Genomic DNA, 17,687 nt, shown 5'->3' on the forward strand with positions numbered 1-17,687 from the left:
CTGAGAATCCTCAAACAACCACCCACGGGGGTTGTACGCAATGAAAAACTGGAAGATCTGGGTGCGCCTGACCGCCGCCATTTGGTTTGTGCTGGTCATCGTCTGGACCGCCATGATCGCCTGGGAAAGCCAGGTCAATCGCGAGACGGCCATCAGCCAGGCCGAGGATTTCTCGAAGAGCATCCACGAAATGACCATGGCCGGCCTGACCGGCATGATGATCACCGGCACCATCGGTGATCGCGAAATCTTCCTCGACCAGATCAAGCAACTGTCCGTCGTGAAAGAGCTGTTCGTCGGACGCGGCCAAGCGGTCATCGATCGTTTCGGCCCCGACACCAAGGCAACGCGCGAACCCGACGAGCTTGAAAAGCGCGTGCTGAAAGACGGCATCGCCTACTCCGCAGTGATCCCCGACGGCGACGGGCAGGTATTGCGCATCGTCAACCCCGTGCGCGCCTCCAGCAACTACCTCGGCAAAAACTGCATCATGTGCCACCTCGTCCCGGAAGGTACGCAGCTGGGCGTGGTGAGCATGAAAATCTCGCTCGACTCGGTCGATCAGGAAGTGGCGACCTTCCGCATGAAGATCGCGCTGGCGGCGGCGGGCGTCTGTCTGCTACTGCTCTTCGTCATCTACTTCCTGACGCGCAGCCTCGTGACCAAGCCGCTCGAGTCGCTGAAGGCCGGTTTGCAGGACATCGCCCGTGGCGAAGGCGACCTGACGCGGCGCCTCCCGGTCAAAGGCCAGGACGAAATCGGCCAGACGGCGGCGATCTTCAACGAAATGATGGAGAACTTCAACGGCCTCGTGCGCCAGGTGAGCAAGTCGGCCGAACATGTCTCGTCGCAAGCACAAGACCTCGCCGTCGCCTCGCGCAAGGTGGAAACGGGCTCGCATCAGCAGAACGAAAAATCGATCATGGCCTCGTCCGCCGTCGAAAACCTCGTCGGCAGCATTGCCTCGATCTCGAAGAGCGCCGACGACGTCAAGGAGCTTTCGCAGGACAGCCTGCGCCGCGCCAACGAAGGCGATCAGAGCCTCAAGCAACTGCTCAAGGAAATGGGCGACGTTGAACAAGCCGTGAAACTGATGGCCAATTCGGTGGGTGACTTCGTCAAGAACACCGAAGACATCAACAAGATGACGCAAGAGGTCAAGGGCATCGCCGAGCAGACCAACCTGCTGGCGCTGAACGCGGCCATCGAGGCGGCGCGTGCCGGTGAAGCCGGGCGTGGCTTCGCGGTTGTTGCCGACGAAGTGCGAAAACTCGCCGAAAAATCGGCCAGCTCCGCCAGCCAGATCGACGTCATCACCGAGACCTTGTCGGCGCAATCGGTCGCCGTCAAACGCGCAATTGGCGAAGGACTTGACCACATCGCCTCCAGCCAGAAGACCGTCGACAGCGTCGCCGACATCCTCAAGGCGGCCAACGGCTCGGTGGCCGAAGTCGGCCGCGGTCTTGACGCCATCGCCGCCGCAACCGAAGAGCAACGGCGTGTTTCCGGCGAAGTCGCCGAAAGCATCGAGTCCATCGCCGCCATGGCGAAGGAAAACAACGTCGCCGTCGAGCAAACGGCCGCGGCCGCGCAATCGCTCGAAGACCTGGCCGAAGGTCTGCAATCGACCGTCGGTCGCTTCAAGGTCTAGGCAACTCTGCCCGGCTTCGTCGGGCAAACGGACGGGTGCCGCGCACCGTTGCGCGGCACCTCCGAAAACTCGCTGTCGGCACTTGAAAGTCTGTGAAACACCCCCACTTCAGCGGGGTTTTTCTGGAGACCGCCGACAATGCAAGCATCCGATACGCAAAACCCCACTCCCGACACGGGCGACCAAACCGCCAGCGACGCATCCACCAACGCGCACGCAGCCTCCGCTGACGTCACGCCTTCGCTCGAAGAGGCGATTCGCCAGGCCGAACTGAAGGCCAGCGAACATCACGACGCCTGGCTGCGTGCCAAGGCCGAAACCGAAAACGTGCGTCGTCGCGCACAGGAAGACATCGCCAAGGCCTCGCGCTACGCCGTCGACAAGTTCGCCGGCGAATTGCTGGCCGTGCGCGACAGCCTCGAAGCAGCGCTGTCCAGCGAGACGCCGAGCATCGAGACCATGAAGGAAGGCTGTGAACTCACGCTCAAGCAACTGATCTCCGCCTTCGAAAAAAATGGCCTCAACGACATCAACCCGCAAGGTCAGAAATTCGACCCGCACCGCCATCAGGCGATCAGCATGGTCGAGTCCGACGCCGAGCCGAACACGGTGATTTCCGTGCTGCAAAAGGGCTATCTGCTGGGCGACCGCGTGCTGCGGCCGGCACTTGTCGTTGTCGCGCGCGCCAAGGCTTGAAATTCCGGCCATGAGCCTCATCTTCGAGGCATCCGGCACTGCATCCGACCCAATACCGCAAAAATACTGAAAGGATTCTGAAATGGGCAAAATCATCGGCATCGACCTCGGCACGACCAACTCCTGCGTCGCCGTCATGGAGGGTGGCGTTCCGAAGGTCATCGAAAACTCGGAAGGCGCGCGCACCACGCCGTCGATCATCGCGTACGCCGAAGACGGCGAAATCCTCTGCGGCGCGCCGGCCAAGCGTCAGGCCGTCACCAACCCGAAGAACACGCTGTTTGCCGTCAAGCGCCTGATCGGTCGCCGCTTCGACGAAAAGGAAGTGCAGAAGGACATCTCGCTGATGCCCTACAAGATTCTCAAGGCCGACAATGGCGACGCATGGGTTGAGGTGCGCGACGGCAAGATCGCGCCGCCGCAAGTCTCCGCCGAAGTGCTGCGCAAGATGAAGAAGACTGCCGAAGACTACCTCGGCGAAGAAGTCACCGAAGCGGTCATCACCGTGCCGGCCTACTTCAACGACAGCCAGCGCCAGGCGACCAAGGACGCCGGCCGCATCGCCGGCCTCGAAGTCAAGCGCATCATCAATGAGCCGACCGCCGCGGCGCTCGCTTTCGGCATGGACAAGAAACAGGGCGACAAGAAAATCGCCGTCTATGACCTCGGTGGCGGCACCTTCGACGTCTCGATCATCGAAATCGCCGAAGTCGACGGCGAGCATCAGTTCGAAGTGCTGTCGACCAATGGCGACACCTTCCTCGGCGGCGAAGACTTCGACCAACGCCTGATCGACTACATCATCGATGAATTCAAGAAGGAATCCGGCGTCAATCTGAAGAGCGACGTCCTCGCACTGCAACGTCTCAAGGAAGCGGCGGAAAAGGCCAAGATCGAACTCTCCTCGAGCCAGCAAACCGAAATCAACCTGCCCTACATCACCGCTGACGCCTCCGGCCCGAAGCACCTGGCGCTGAAGATCACGCGCGCCAAGTTCGAATCGCTCGTCGACGAACTGGTCGAGCGCACCATCGCCCCGTGCCGTACCGCGCTGAAGGACGCTGGCCTGAAGATCACCGACATCGACGACGTCATCCTCGTCGGCGGCCAGACGCGCATGCCGAAGGTGCAAGACAAGGTGAAGGAGTTCTTCGGCAAGGAACCGCGCAAGGACGTGAACCCCGACGAAGCCGTCGCTGTTGGTGCGGCCATTCAGGGTGGCGTTCTGCAGGGCGAAGTCAAGGATGTGCTGCTGCTCGACGTGACACCGCTGTCGCTCGGCATCGAGACGCTCGGTGGCGTCATGACCAAGCTGATCCAGAAGAACACGACCATCCCGACCAAGGCCAGCCAGGTCTTCTCGACGGCGGACGACAATCAGTCGGCGGTGACCATTCACGTCCTGCAAGGCGAACGTGAAATGGCCTCCGGCAACAAGAGCCTCGGCCAATTCAACCTCTCCGACATCCCGCCGGCACCGCGCGGCATGCCGCAGATCGAGGTGACCTTCGACATCGACGCCAACGGCATCCTGCACGTTTCGGCGAAGGACAAGGCCACAGGCAAGGAAAACAAGATCAAGATTCAGGCCTCCTCCGGTCTGTCCGAGGACGAAGTTCAACGCATGGTGAAGGACGCCGAACTGCACGCGGAAGAAGACCGCAAGGCACATGAACTTGCCGACGCCCGCAATCAGTGCGATTCGACGATTCACATGGTGAAGAAGTCGCTCACCGAATACGGTGCCGAACTCTCCGACGAAGAAAAGGCCTCGCTGGAAACCGCCGTCAAGGAAGCCGAAGAAGCCATCCGCGACAGCGATCTGGAAACGCTGAAGGCGAAGACCGAAGCGCTTTCCGCCGCTGCCCAGAAGCTCGGCGAAAAGGTCTACGCCAAGCAGCAGGCGCAGGCCGGAGAAGCTCCGGCGGGCGGCGCGGAAGCGAAGAAGGATGAAGGCGACGTCGTCGACGCCGAATTCACCGAAGTCAAAGACAAGAAGTAAAACCGGATGGCGAAAGGCGGGACGTATAATTCCGCCTTTCGCCCACAAGCGCCCAGGATTCCATGGCTAAACGCGACTACTACGAGACTCTTGGCGTCAACCGCGACGCCAGCGAGGACGAGATCAAGAAGGCCTACCGCAAGCAGGCCATGAAGTTCCACCCGGACCGCAACCCGGACAACCCCAAGGCCGAAGAGCTGTTCAAGGAAGCGAAGGAAGCCTACGAGGTTCTTTCCGACGCGCAAAAGCGTGCCGCGTACGATCAATTCGGCCACGCCGGCGTTGACCAGCAGGCGGGCATGGGTGGCGGTGGCGGCGGTTTCTCCGACGCCTTCGGCGGTATCTTCGACGAGATTTTTGGCGGCAACCGTGGCGGTGGCGGTCGCTCGAACATCTATCGCGGCGCCGATCTGCGTTACAACCTCGAAATTTCGCTTGAGCAAGCGGCCTTCGGCACCGAAACCAAGATTCGCATCCCGACCATGGAGGTCTGCGAACACTGCGACGGCTCGGGCGCCAAGCCCGGCACGCAGTCGAAGACCTGCCCGACCTGTCAGGGCAATGGTCAGGTGCGCTTGCAGCAAGGCTTCTTCTCGATTCAGCAGACCTGCCCGAAGTGCCACGGCACCGGGCGCATCATCCCCGAACCCTGCCCGCAGTGCAGCGGTGCCGGCCGGGTGAAGCAGCACAAGACGCTGGCCGTCAAAATCCCAGCCGGGGTCGATGAAGGCGATCGCATTCGTCTCTCCGGCGAAGGCGAGCACGGCGTCAATGGCGGGCCACCGGGCGACCTCTACGTACAGATTCACCTGAAAGCGCACTCGGTCTTCCAGCGCGAGCAGAACGATCTGCACTGCGAAATGCCGGTCAGCTTCACGACGGCGGCGCTTGGCGGTGAAATCGAGATTCCCACGCTCGACGGCGTCGCCAAGCTGAAGATCCCGATGGAAACGCAATCGGGCAAGGTCTTCCGCCTGCGCGGCAAGGGGATCAAGGGCGTACGCAGCCATGCGCACGGCGACCTGCTCTGCCATGTCGTCGTCGAAACGCCGGTTAATCTCACCGAGCGTCAGCGCGAACTGCTGCGCGAACTGGAGGAATCGAGCCGCTCCAACTCCGGCCACCACAACCCGCGTGCGAAATCGTGGATGGATCGCGTGCGCAGCTTCTTCGCGGCCAGCTAAGCACGCAGGCAATTCAATCGCGCATTTGGATTTACTTCTTTGTCATTTCCGCACTGAAAGAAGGGCGCCCACTCACGGCGCCCTTTTTTTGTGCCCGTATACAAACGATACCCAGCACTGCCATCATGCCAGCGCACCCGCCAGCAGCCCCCGTGTTTACTCAGGACGACTGACCATGTTGCGCCGCTTCATCCTCATTGCCACCAGCCTTCTGACCTTCACCGGCACTAGCACTCCGAGCCTCGCCGCCGGCGCCGGAGCGGTCGATCCGACAACACTTAACTTCGGCATGAGTGCGCCTTTCTCGGGGCCAAACGGCGCCTACGGCGTGGAAATGCGCGACATCATCGCCGCCTACTTTCAGCAGATCAACGCCAGCGGCGGCATCCACGGTCGCAAGCTGCAACTCGTTGCGCTGGACGACGGCTACGAAACCGAGCGGGCCGTCGCCAACGCGCGTGCGCTGGTCGAAGAAAAAAAGGTCTTTGGTCTCATCGCCTCCTATGGCTCCAGCACCACCCAGGCGGCGGTGAACGAGGTGCTCGGCCCGGCGGGTGTCCCTCTGGTCGGCGCGATCTCCGGCAGCGACGCGATCCGCCAGTCGCCAAAAACCCACCCGAACAACCGCTATGTCTTCAACACGCGCGCGAGCTACGCGGACGAGTGCGAGGCCATCATCGGCCAACTCACATCGCTCGGCCTGAATCGGATCGCGGTCCTCTACCAGAACGACGCCTTCGGCACCTCGGGTCTGGACGGCATTGCCAGCGCGCTGCGCAAACGCGGCCTGACGACCGTCGCCGCCGGCGCCGTCGAGCGCAATTCACTGGACGTTGGCGCCGCTGCCCAGGCAGTCGCCCAAGCCAATCCGCAAGCCGTGATCATGGTCGCGCTGTACAAGCCGACGGCCGCCTTCGTTCGGCACATGAAAAAGCTCGGACAAAACCCGCAGTTCGTCACCCTGTCGCCCGTTGGCGCGGATCTGCTGGTTCGCGAACTGGGAGACGACGCGCGCGGCATCGGCATCTCGCAGGTCATGCCCTACCCGTGGAACGAGGTAACGCCGGTGGTGCGCGAATACCAGCGGCTGCTGGCGAAGGGCGCGCGTCCCTCGTATTACGGTCTGGAGGCCTACATCATGGCACGCACGCTGATCGACGCCTTGCGCAAAAGCGGCCGCGACCTCAGCCGCGAAAAGCTGATCGGCAGCCTCGAAAGCATGCAGAACCTCGACCTGGGCGGTTATCACATCAGCTACTCGCCACGCGACCACAGCGGCTCGCACTTTGTCGACCTCACCGTCGTCGGTAACGGCGGCCGCGTCCTGCACTGAGACAGCGGTTTCCGCCGCCGACGGGCGGTTCACGCGAGTTGAGCGGCAAGTGCCGCGTGAGCGCATTACAGAGCACATCACGCGGCGACCGACCAAGCGCCTAACCGCGGCGCCAGCGAGTTCCTTGCGCGCTGTCTTCGAGGATGACGCCAGCGGCCAGCAGCACGCCGCGTACGCGGTCTGCCTCGGCGAAATTCCGGGCGGCCTTGGCAGCGGCACGCTCGGCAATCAGCGCCTCGATATCGGCGGCGCCCAACTCGTCGGCCGCCGCCGGCCCGGCTTGCAGAAAGGTCTCGGTATCGCGCTGCAAGAGCCCGAGCACGCCGCCCAAGGCCCGCAACTGGCACGCCAGCTCGGGCGCACGCGTCCGGTTCAGCTCGGCCGCCAGATCGAAGAGCACGGCACAGGCGACAGGCGTGTTGAAATCATCATCCATCGCCTGCCGGAAGCGCTGCGCGTATGGCTCCTGCCAGTCCGGCACCGCGTCCGCCGCGCCCGGAGGCAGACCGCGCAGCGCCGTGTAGAGCCGCGACAGGGACTGACGGGCATCGTCGAGATGCACATCGGCGTAGTTCAAGGGGCTACGGTAGTGCGCCCGCAGGATGAAGAAGCGCACCACTTCGCCATCGTATTTTTTCAGGATGTCGCGAATCGTCAGGAAGTTGCCCAGCGACTTCGACATCTTTTCTTCGTCGACCCGCACGAAGCCGTTGTGCATCCAGTAGTTGACGAAGACGCCGCCATGCGCGCCCTCGGACTGCGCGATCTCGTTCTCGTGATGCGGAAACTGCAAATCCTGTCCGCCGCCATGAATGTCGAAATGCGCACCGAGCAGGTCGGAGCTCATCGCCGAACATTCGATGTGCCAGCCCGGACGCCCCTCTCCCCAAGGTGACGGCCAGGACGGCTCGCCCGGCTTGGCACGCTTCCACAAGACGAAATCGAGCGGATCGCGCTTCGCCGAAGCGATCTCGACCCGCTCGCCGGCACGCAAATCGTCGAGCGACTTGCCCGACAGGCGTCCGTAACCGGGGAAATTACGCACCGCGAAATTCACGTCGCCGTCACTTGCCTGATAGGCCAGCCCCTTCTCTTCGAGCGTACGGATCAGCGCAATCATTTGCGGCACATACGCCGTCGCGCGCGGCTCAACATCGGGCGGCTCCACCGACAGCGCTGCCGCATCCTCATTCATGAAACCGATGAAACGCTGGGTAAGTTCAGCGATTGACTCACCGTTCTCGGCAGCGCGACGAATGATCTTGTCGTCCACGTCGGTAATGTTTCGCACATACACCACATCCAGACCGCTGGCGCGCAACCAGCGCCGCGCCACATCAAAGACCACCAGCACACGCGCATGCCCGAGGTGGCAGTAGTCGTAGACGGTCATCCCGCAGACGTACAAACGGACCTTGCCAGCCTCAATCGGGACAAAATCCTGCTTTTCCCTCGACAGGGAATTGAAAATCTTCAGCATCTTCTGGAACTCGCCAAGCGCCCCGCAACGCATTGCCGGGCATGTGGAATATTTGGGATTCGACGCGCTTCTTGCTAGAATTCGCCGGCTAAGATGTACCCTCCGGCACGATCAGCGTGGCATTTTCACGCCACTTCCGCCGCAGCGCAGCGTCGGTTTAACGGGCCTTTCCGCGGTGCTTTGAAATACCTTTAAGGCCTGATTACACCGACTTTTTCGTCTATTTTACTGGCAAAGTATACCATACCGATGCCCCCCGCCTTCCCGACGGCACGCGCCGTACGCCCCCTGCCCAGCCGTCTTTCCCGCCCGCTCTCTGCCCTCCTCGTTGGTCTGTGCCTGAGCGTGGCCGCGCCGTTCGCGTTCGCTGACGACCTTCCCGATGCTCAACGCATGCTGCGTCAGGGACAATTCCCTCAGGCGCTTGAAAAGGTCGACAGCTACCTCTCGTCAAAGCCGAAGGATGCGCAAGGCCGTTTCCTGCGCGGCGTCATCCTCACCGAGATGGGCCGCTCCGCCGATGCCATCGCGACCTTTACGCGACTGACCGAGGACTATCCGGAACTGCCCGAGCCCTACAACAATCTGGCCGTTCTCTACGCCCAGCAAAAGCAGTACGACAAGGCCCGCACGGCGCTCGAAATGGCGATCCGCACGCACCCGTCTTACGCCGTCGCGCACGAGAACCTCGGCGACATCTACGCCAAGCTCGCCAGCCAGGCCTACGACAAGGCACTGCAGATCGATTCCTCGAACACGACGGCGCAGTCGAAGCTCTCGCTCATTCGCGAACTGATCAGCACCTCCGGCAAGCCCGGCGTCAAACCGACGGCCACCGCGCGCCCGGCGGCCGAGCCAGTGCGCGTTGCTGCGACTGACACGACCACCCGCACCGCGCCGCCGGCACCTGTCGCACCGTTGCCCGCCCCCGCCCCCGCCAAACCGGCCGTCATCGAAAAACCGGCGGTGAAAGCACCGGAGAAGACGGTCGAAAAGGCTGCGGAAAGCCGCCCGGCCACCCCGGCCCGTAGCGACGCCAATACCGCCGAAAACGACATCAACCGCGCCCTGCAAGGCTGGGCCGCCGCGTGGGCGCGCAAGGACGTGAAGGCGTACCTGGGCTACTACGCCAGCGACTTCCAGACGCCGAACGGCGTCTCGCGCAAAGAGTGGGAAGCCGAGCGTGCGCAGCGCATCGACAAGCCGGGCAAGCTTCAGGTCTCGGTTGAAGACGTGCGCGTCACGCTCAATGGCGACAAGGCGACGGTGCGCTTCCGGCAGTTCTATCGCTCCGCTTCGCTGAAGTCTTCGGCCATGAAGACCGTCGTTCTGGTTCGCTCCGGCGCCAAGTGGCTGATCCAGCAGGAACGTATCGGCTAATGCGGCAAATCCTCTTGGCGCTGGCACTGATCGGTGCCGGCGCGCTGTCTCTTTTACCCGTCGCCCAGGCAGCCACGCCAAGCAGCGCCAGCGACGCCGGACCCGAAGCCCAACTGACGCGCATCCTTGCCGACATTGAAGCCAACCGCCTTGATGACGCGGCAAAAAAAACCGACGCGCTGCTCAGCCAATACCCCAATTTCCGCCTCGCCCACCTGATCAAGGGCGACCTGCTCCTCGCGCGCAGCAAACCGATCCAGACCTTCGGCGCGGCCAGCAATGCGCCGAAGGATCGGCTGGACGATTTGCGCGATGAGGCCATCGTCCGCCTGAAGGCCTACCGCGACAAGCCGCAAACCCGTTATGTGCCGCGCTATCTCTTGCAGATGCAGGCCGATCAGAAGTTCGCCATCGTCGTCGACACGGCGAAGTCGCGGCTGTACCTCTACCAGAACGACATTGCCAACGGTGGGCGTCCGCGTTTCGTCGCCGACTACTACATCACCCACGGCAAGCTCGGCACCGAGAAGACCCGCGAAGGCGACAAGAAGACCCCCATCGGCGTCTATCACGTCACCTCCAGCCTGCCAGCGCAGCGCATCGGCGATCTGTATGGCATCGGTGCCTACCCGCTCGACTACCCGAACGAATGGGACCGTCGCCAGGGTCGCAGCGGTCACGGCATCTGGCTGCACGGCACGCCCTCGAACACCTACTCGCGCCCGCCGAAGGCCTCCGACGGCTGCGTCGTCCTCACCAACGCCGACCTCACCGCGCTGTCGAAGAATCTGCAAATTGGCCTGACGCCGGTGATCATCAGCAACTCGATCGAATGGCTGTCGCTCGACGACTGGCAAGCCGAGCGCACCGCCCTGACGCGCGCCATCGAAGAATGGCGCACCGACTGGGAAAGCCGCGACATCAACCGCTACCTGAGCCACTACTCGAAGCGCTTCCAGGCGGGCAGTCAATCGCTGGAGCAGTTCGCCCAGCAAAAGCGCCAGGTCAATGCCGGCAAGGAATGGATCAAGGTCCGCCTCCTCAATCCATCGATTTTCCGTAACCCCGGCAAAGAAGAATTCGTCGTCGTTACTTTCGATCAGGACTACCGCAGCAACAACCTTTCCAACGAAATGCGCAAACGTCAGTACTGGATTCGTGAAGACGGCGCCTGGAAAATCATCTACGAAGGATCTGCCTGATGCTCCGCCACCTCATCGCCCTCGCCTGCGGCTTCGTCGTTGCCGTCAGCAGCGCCGTTGCCGCGCCGAAAGTCGAACTGCAAACGAACCTCGGCCGCATCGTCATCGAACTCGACGCCGCCCGTGCGCCGGCAACGGTCGACAACTTCCTCGCCTATGCGCGCGATGGCTTTTACGACGGCACCATCTTTCACCGCGTCATCGACGGTTTCATGATTCAGGGCGGCGGTTTTGAGCCGGGCCTGAAGCAAAAGAAGACGCGCGCACCGATCAAGAACGAGGCCAACAACGGAGTGCGCAACGAGCGTTACACCGTCGCCATGGCCCGCACCGGCGACCCGCACTCGGCAACCGCGCAATTCTTCATCAACGTAAACGACAACACCTTCCTCAACTACCGCGCACCGACGCCGGATGCCTGGGGCTACTGCGTCTTCGGCAAGGTCGTCGCCGGCAGCGAAGTCGTCGACGCCATCGCCAAGGTGAAAACCGGCCGCGTCGGCTTCGCCGAGGACGTGCCGAAAGAAGACGTCGTTATCCGTTCGGCCAAAATTCTCCCCTGAAAAAAAGGAAAACCTGTGATCAAACTGCACACCAACCACGGCGTCATCGCTCTCGAACTCGACGCCGAGAAGGCGCCGGAAACGGCCGCCAACTTCCTCGCCTACGCGGAAGCCGGCCACTATGACGGCACGATTTTCCACCGTGTCATCGACGGCTTCATGATTCAGGGCGGCGGCTTTGAAGCCGGCATGAAGCAAAAGGCGACGCGTGCACCGATCAAGAACGAAGCCGACAACGGTCTCAAGAACGACTGCTACACCATCGCCATGGCGCGCACCTCCGACCCGCACTCGGCCAGCGCCCAGTTCTTCATCAATGTCACGGACAATGACTTCCTCAACTTCAAGGCACCGAACGCCAACGGTTGGGGCTACTGTGTTTTCGGCAAGGTCGTCGCCGGCACCGAAGTGGTCGACGCCATCGCCAAGGTCAAGACCGGTCGTTCCGGTTTCCATGACGACGTACCGAAAGAAGACGTCGTGATCGAGCGCGCCGAAGTCTGCTGACGCGGGCCCTCGTTGTCGATCCTCTTCATTTCGGACCTGCACCTTTCGGCGCAGACACCGGCAATCACGCGCCGCTTTTTTGCCTTCCTCGAAGGCGAGGCGCGTGCCGCCGGTGAGCTTTACATCCTCGGCGACCTCTTTGAAGCCTGGCTGGGCGACGATGCCATCGACGACCCCGGCGAGCCCCTCGCGGCGAACGTCCTCGCCGCCCTGCGCGCCTTCACCGAGGCGGGGGGACGACTCGGCATCCTGCCGGGCAACCGCGATTTTCTGCTCGGCGACGACTTCGCCCGGCGTGCCGGCGCAGCACTTCTCGCCGACCCGACGCTACTCAATACCGCCTCCGGCCCACTGCTGCTCGCCCATGGCGACGCCCTGTGCACGGCAGACGGCGACTACCAGCAGTTCCGGCGCCAGGTGCGCGATCCCGTCTGGCGGCATGCATTCCTGCGCCGCCCGCTGCAAGAACGACGCGCGCTGGCGGCCGGCTTGCGTGAGCAAAGCGAGACCGTCAAACGCGACAAGTCGAGCGAACTCATGGACGTCACCGACACCGCCACCATCGAGCTTCTGCGCGCCTACAGCCTGCCGACGCTGATCCATGGCCACACGCATCGCCCGGCGATGCACACGCTCTCGGTCGACGGCCAGATCGTCGAACGCTGGGTGCTGGCGGACTGGACGGCAGCGCGCGGCGAGTATGTCCGCTACGACGCTGGCCGGCTGAGCCGCCACGCGCTCGACTGAATCATTGACCGTCGCCCCGGCTTTCGGTAGATTGCCCGACACGCATCCCACAAAGGGGAGTAGCTGGACCGCAACATCGTCAGGACGGGAAGTGAATCTTCCCCGGTGTTGTGGGCAAACCGGGCGTCGCGCCAGATTTGAGTGCGCCACGCCATGTCAGGCGCGAGGCAAGTCTGCGCACGGCACACGGTTTGCAAGCGAGACCTTTGCCGCCCCGGCAAAGGTCTTTTCCGTTTACGACCGGCGCCGGCGAAGGTGCGCGTTGATTCCTCACTTTTCGCCAAGGAGCCGCCCCATGCAAACCCCTTCATCGCTGCGCCTCTTCATCGCCGTACACCTCCTCCGGCTGCTGGGCCGTGTCTTGCCGCGCCTACTCGCCGCGCAGCAAGGCGTGCGCGCGGAGGCCAGCCGGCAGCACACCACGGCCTCGGGGCGCGTATTCGAGGGCGAATACCGACGCGAAGCGCCGCTTGATGCCGCGCCGCGCCGTGCGGCAGCCTCGTCGGTCCGCTACTGAGCCAAGCCATGGACGGAATCGCCAACGTCTGGATGTGGGCCGGCTTTGCCGCCTTCGTCGTCATCGCCATCGCCATCGATCTCGTCAGCCTCGACCGGCGCGGCGCGCATGTGGTCGGCGTGCGCGAAGCGCTCTCCTGGTCGGCGCTGTGGGTGGGGCTGGCGCTTGCCTTCGCCGGGCTGCTCTGGTTGTGGCTCGACTACAGCAGCGGCCGAGAACTCGCGACGCTGAAAACCACGGAATTTCTCACCGGCTATCTGATCGAGAAGTCGCTGTCGGTCGACAATATCTTCGTCTTCCTGATGCTGTTCACCGCCTTCGCCGTGCCGCCGCCACAGCAAAAGCGCGCGCTGATCCTCGGCGTCATCGGCGCCGTGCTTTTGCGCGCGGTGATGATCCTCATCGGCGCCTGGCTGGTGGCGCGCTTTCACTGGCTGCTTTATCTCTTCGGCGCTTTCCTGCTGCTGACGGGCGGCAAGATGCTCTTCGCCGCCGAGCACGAGCCCGACCTCGAAAAGAACCCGGTCCTGCGCTGGATGCGTCGGCATCTGGCAATCACGCCCGCCTTTCACGGCGACCGGCTGTGGCTGCGTGAAGGGGGGCTGCGTCAGTACACGCCGCTATTCGTCGTCGTCATGCTGATTGCCGTCACGGATGTGATCTTCGCCGTCGACTCGATCCCGGCGATCTTCGCCATCACGACCGATCCCTTCATCGTCATGACCTCGAACCTTTTCGCGGTACTGGGTCTGCGTGCGCTCTATTTTCTCCTTGCCGACCTTGCCGGACGCTTTCACTTGCTCAAATACGGGCTGGCGTTCGTCCTCGTCTTCATCGGCAGCAAGATGCTGATCGTCGAGTGGGTGAAGATTCCGGTCTTCGCCGCCCTCGCGGTTGTCGCCATCATCATCGCCATCGCGGTGGTCGCCTCCCTGCTGCGCCCACCCGCCGAGGGCCAGTCGAAGGAATGAGTATGTCCGCAGTACCCGCCGAGGCCGCGCGCACGCCGGCTCAGGAAATCCTGCAACGCGTGTTTGGCTACCCGGCTTTTCGCGGCCGGCAGGCCGAGATCATCGAACATGTCGTCGGTGGCGGCGACGCGCTGGTGCTGATGCCGACCGGCGGCGGCAAGTCGCTCTGTTACCAGATCCCCGCGCTGCTGCGCGAGGGCGTCGGTGTCGTCGTCTCGCCGCTGATCGCGCTGATGCAGGATCAGGTCGATGCGCTGTTGCAGGCTGGCGTGCGCGCGGCTTTCCTCAACTCGACGCTGGATTTCGACGCCGTCGTCGACACAGAGCGGCGGCTGATGCGCGGCGAGCTCGACCTGATCTACGTCGCCCCCGAGCGCCTGCTCACCGAGCGCTTCATCGGTCTGCTCGACACGCTCGCCGAACGCGGTCGGCTGGCGCTCTTTGCCATCGACGAGGCGCACTGCGTGTCGCAGTGGGGACACGACTTCCGCCCCGAGTATATCCAGCTGTCGCGCCTGCACGAGCGCTACCCGCAGACGCCGCGTATCGCGCTCACCGCCACCGCCGACGCGCTGACGCGCGAGGAGATCGTCGTCCGCCTCGGTCTCGACAGCGCACGCATCTTCGTCTCCAGCTTCGACCGGCCGAACATCCGCTATACCGTCGTCGAGCGCGACAACCCGCGCCGGCAGCTGCTCGACTTCCTCGCCGGACGGCGCGGCGAGGCGGGCATCGTCTATTGCCTGTCGCGCAAGAAGGTCGACGACACCGCCGAATGGCTGACGACACAGGGCGTGAAGGCCTTGCCCTACCACGCCGGTCTGGAGACGGCGACACGCGCCAAGCATCAGCAGCGCTTCCTGCGCGAGGACGGCATCGTCATGGTGGCGACGATCGCCTTCGGCATGGGCATCGACAAGCCCGACGTACGCTTCGTCGCCCACCTCGACCTGCCGAAAACGCTGGAAGCCTACTATCAGGAAACCGGCCGCGCCGGCCGCGACGGCGATGCCGCCGAAGCGTGGATGACCTACGGCCTCAACGATGTCGTGATCCATCGCCAGCGCATCGACGAATCCGCCTCCGATGACGAGCAAAAGCGCGTCGAGCGGCAAAAGCTCGACGCCATGCTCGGTTTCTGCGAAAGCGCGCAATGCCGGCGCGTGACGCTGCTCAACTACTTCGGCGAAGCCGCCGAGCCCTGCGGCAACTGCGACGTCTGCCTCGACCCGCCCCAACTCTGGGACGCCACCGTCGCCGCGCGCAAGGCCATGTCGGCCGTCCTGCGCACCGGCCAGCGCTTCGGCACCGGCCACCTGATCGACCTCCTGCGCGGCAAGACGACCGAAAAAATGACGCAGCACGGACACGAATCGCTGCCGACGTTCGGTGTTGGCGCCGACCTCGACGACGCCACCTGGCGCTCGGTTTTCCGGCAGTTGCTCGCCGCCGGTCTGCTCGAAGCCGACGCCAGCGCCTTTGGCGCGCTCGTGCTGACCGAAAGCGCGCGGCCGGTGCTGCGCGGCGAACGCGAACTGATGCTGCGCCGCCCACAGGCACGCCGCGCCCGCCGCAGCGGCGGCAGCAACGAACGCCGTGGCGATACCGCCGGTAGCGAACACGACAGCGATCCGCTCGTTGTCGCCCTGCGCCAATGGCGCGCCGACAAAGCCCGTGAACAGGGCGTTCCCGCCTACGTCATCCTGCACGACCGCACGCTGCGCGAACTCGCCGTGCTACGCCCCACCGACGCCGACAGCCTGCTCGACGTACCCGGCATCGGCGTTGCCAAGGCGGAACGCTACGGAGCTGACGTTCTCGTACTGATCGGCAGGCACCCGGCGGCGTGAGCGCGCCGCAACACCCCAGCCCGCTGACGACTCGCCTGCCCCCCCCCGCCGACTGCTCAGCGCTCTGACATCGCCTTTGCCGGCTCGTTCTTCATGAGCGCGGCAGCGACGGAGGCCAGCAGCAGGATGCCCGTCAGCAATAAAAATCCCTGCGCATACGCCGTATAGAGGCCCGGCGCCTCCTGCCCGTAGACCAGCTCGCGCCACTGAATGAAGACCGCGATGATGGCAATGCCCATCACACCGCCAATCTGCCGGGCGTAGCTGATGACAACCGAGGACTGCCCGAGCTGGTGCGCAGCCAGATTGCGCATGGTGGCGATACCGAGCGCGGGCAGGATCAGCCCCAGGCCGATGCGCCCGATGACGGTGCTGGCGATCATCTCCTTATGCTCGATGCCGCCGCCAAGGACAGCAAAGATCAGGAACGAAGCGCCAAAGAGCAGCAATCCGGCGAGGGTGATCCATTTTGGCGAATAGCGATCCGCCATGCGTCCGGCCACCGGCAGGGTGAGGACCAGCGCGATGCCGGAGGGGACCAACGCCATACCGGCCGCCGAAGCGGAATACGCCAGCGCGTTCTGCAAAAACACGGGAATGAGATACGTCGAAGCGTAGAGGCCGAAACCGTAGGCAAACGAAACGATGGTGCCCATGGTGAAGGTCCGCCGCCCGAACAACTGCAGATTGATGATTGGCGCGGCGTGGCGTCGGGCGTGCCGGACAAAAAGCAGCAGCGCCAGCGTCGCGAAGCCAAATTGCCCCCAGGTCCACGCCGAGGCGAGGCCACTGTGTTGCAGACTCGACACGCCCTCGATCAGCAAGATCGTCGCCAGCGTAAGCCAACTCACGCCAAACCAGTCGAAGCGCTTCGCCACGGCCGGCCGTGGCAGCGGCAGCAGATACAGCGCCGCAACAGCCGCCACCAGACAAAACGGCAGGCCGAGCAGAAAGATCGTCTCCCAGCCAAACGCATCGAGCAGGACGCCGCCCAGGGCAGGCGCAATCGCCGGCGTGGAAGCAATGCTCAGCGTAAGAATCCCCGACGCCCGCCCCTGCGTTTCGGGGCTGAAGAGGCGCATCAGGGCAAGGATCCCCATCGGTTGCAAAACGCCGGCCGCCGCCCCCTGCACGACGCGCGCGCACACCACCAGCGGAAAGGTCGGCGCGAAGAAGCCGGCAACGCTGGCGACGGCAAGCGTTGCCAGCGAGAGCAAAAAAACGCGGCGAAAGCCGAAGCGATCAAGCAGCCACGAAGTCGGCAGCATGGCGACGGTCATTGCCGCCATGAATCCCGTCATGGCCCATTGCACCTGCGCCTGACCAAGCCCGAAGTGACGCGTCATCGCCGGCACCGCGACGTTGAAACTCGAGGTGCACAACACCCCCGCCACCGTCCCCAGCCCGATCACCAGCAACACCAGCCATTTGTAACGCTGGCCGTAGCGTTGCGACAGCGCCTCGAGCGTCTGGGCGCGAGGCAGAAGAGACACGTAGGACAAAAGCGGAAACTCCGTCGGGCAATGTAGGGGTTGCGTAGGGGCCATGCGTGAATCACAGGCGCCCACCCCGGAATTGTCCTCCACACGCGGCATGCAGACGGT

At 63.5% G+C, this 17,687-nt stretch carries 15 protein-coding genes; 13 read left to right on the forward strand and 2 right to left on the reverse strand.

The features are described 5' to 3' along the window. Positions 1 to 40 precede the first annotated feature (40 nt). The 5 genes from GHK24_RS05290 (at position 41) to GHK24_RS05310 (ending at position 6,866) form a co-directional block, all read left to right on the forward strand. Positions 41 to 1,651 carry a methyl-accepting chemotaxis protein gene (locus tag GHK24_RS05290; RefSeq protein WP_153470027.1) on the forward strand — a complete coding sequence of 537 codons (1,611 nt, stop codon included), beginning with the start codon at positions 41 to 43 and terminating at the stop codon, positions 1,649 to 1,651. Positions 1,652 to 1,789: 138 nt separating this feature from the next. Then, positions 1,790 to 2,347 carry a nucleotide exchange factor GrpE gene (gene grpE, locus GHK24_RS05295; RefSeq protein WP_153470030.1) on the forward strand — a complete coding sequence of 186 codons (558 nt, stop codon included), beginning with the start codon at positions 1,790 to 1,792 and terminating at the stop codon, positions 2,345 to 2,347. 82 nt (positions 2,348 to 2,429) lie between these two features. Beyond that, positions 2,430 to 4,349, forward strand: a complete 1,920-nt coding sequence (gene dnaK / locus GHK24_RS05300; protein ID WP_153470033.1) for a molecular chaperone DnaK — start codon at positions 2,430 to 2,432, stop codon at positions 4,347 to 4,349. A gap of 62 nt (positions 4,350 to 4,411) precedes the next feature. Then, positions 4,412 to 5,533: a molecular chaperone DnaJ gene (gene dnaJ, locus GHK24_RS05305; protein ID WP_153470036.1), complete on the forward strand. Its 1,122-nt coding sequence runs from the start codon at positions 4,412 to 4,414 to the stop codon at positions 5,531 to 5,533. Positions 5,534 to 5,708: 175 nt separating this feature from the next. Then, on the forward strand, positions 5,709 to 6,866 hold the full coding sequence (locus GHK24_RS05310; RefSeq protein ID WP_153470039.1) for an ABC transporter substrate-binding protein: 1,158 nt from the start codon (positions 5,709 to 5,711) through the stop codon (positions 6,864 to 6,866). Positions 6,867 to 6,966: 100 nt separating this feature from the next. On the opposite strand, the gene cysS is transcribed toward GHK24_RS05310, so the two are convergent. Then, positions 6,967 to 8,346, reverse strand: coding sequence for a cysteine--tRNA ligase (cysS, locus tag GHK24_RS05315; protein ID WP_153470043.1), 1,380 nt, complete (start codon positions 8,344 to 8,346; stop codon positions 6,967 to 6,969). A 249-nt stretch (positions 8,347 to 8,595) separates the two neighbouring features. Here cysS and GHK24_RS05320 point away from each other — a divergent pair, with 249 nt between their 5' ends. From GHK24_RS05320 to recQ, 8 genes are all read left to right on the forward strand, one after another. Next, positions 8,596 to 9,726 carry a nuclear transport factor 2 family protein gene (locus GHK24_RS05320; protein WP_153470046.1) on the forward strand — a complete coding sequence of 377 codons (1,131 nt, stop codon included), beginning with the start codon at positions 8,596 to 8,598 and terminating at the stop codon, positions 9,724 to 9,726. Then, a complete protein-coding gene (locus GHK24_RS05325; RefSeq protein ID WP_153470050.1) occupies positions 9,726 to 10,928 on the forward strand; it encodes a L,D-transpeptidase family protein in 1,203 nt (400 codons plus the stop codon). Before GHK24_RS05320 ends, GHK24_RS05325 begins: the two co-directional genes overlap by 1 nt. Next, on the forward strand, positions 10,928 to 11,491 hold the full coding sequence (locus GHK24_RS05330) for a peptidylprolyl isomerase (RefSeq protein ID WP_153470053.1): 564 nt from the start codon (positions 10,928 to 10,930) through the stop codon (positions 11,489 to 11,491). The genes GHK24_RS05325 and GHK24_RS05330 overlap by 1 nt, the downstream gene beginning before the upstream one ends. Before the next feature lie 15 nt (positions 11,492 to 11,506). Continuing rightward, entirely contained in the window at positions 11,507 to 11,998 is a 492-nt protein-coding gene (locus GHK24_RS05335; protein ID WP_167681361.1) for a peptidylprolyl isomerase, read from the forward strand. A gap of 12 nt (positions 11,999 to 12,010) precedes the next feature. Further along, positions 12,011 to 12,745 carry a UDP-2,3-diacylglucosamine diphosphatase gene (locus tag GHK24_RS05340; RefSeq protein WP_153470056.1) on the forward strand — a complete coding sequence of 245 codons (735 nt, stop codon included), beginning with the start codon at positions 12,011 to 12,013 and terminating at the stop codon, positions 12,743 to 12,745. A 295-nt stretch (positions 12,746 to 13,040) separates the two neighbouring features. Further along, positions 13,041 to 13,262 (forward strand): hypothetical protein, encoded by a 222-nt coding sequence (locus GHK24_RS05345; protein WP_153470059.1) that lies wholly within the window; start codon positions 13,041 to 13,043, stop codon positions 13,260 to 13,262. Positions 13,263 to 13,270: 8 nt separating this feature from the next. Further along, entirely contained in the window at positions 13,271 to 14,233 is a 963-nt protein-coding gene (locus tag GHK24_RS05350; RefSeq protein ID WP_153470062.1) for a TerC family protein, read from the forward strand. Continuing rightward, on the forward strand, positions 14,230 to 16,083 hold the full coding sequence (gene recQ / locus GHK24_RS05355) for a DNA helicase RecQ (protein WP_153470066.1): 1,854 nt from the start codon (positions 14,230 to 14,232) through the stop codon (positions 16,081 to 16,083). Before GHK24_RS05350 ends, recQ begins: the two co-directional genes overlap by 4 nt. A gap of 56 nt (positions 16,084 to 16,139) precedes the next feature. Here recQ and GHK24_RS05360 read toward each other — a convergent pair whose 3' ends face one another. Continuing rightward, complete coding sequence (locus tag GHK24_RS05360) at positions 16,140 to 17,576, reverse strand: DHA2 family efflux MFS transporter permease subunit (RefSeq protein WP_340666111.1); 1,437 nt, start codon at positions 17,574 to 17,576, stop codon at positions 16,140 to 16,142. Between the last annotated feature and the right edge of the window lie 111 nt (positions 17,577 to 17,687).

Source organism: Rhodocyclus gracilis, from assembly GCF_009617575.1.
GTDB classification, from domain to species: Bacteria; Pseudomonadota; Gammaproteobacteria; order Burkholderiales; family Rhodocyclaceae; genus Rhodocyclus; species Rhodocyclus gracilis.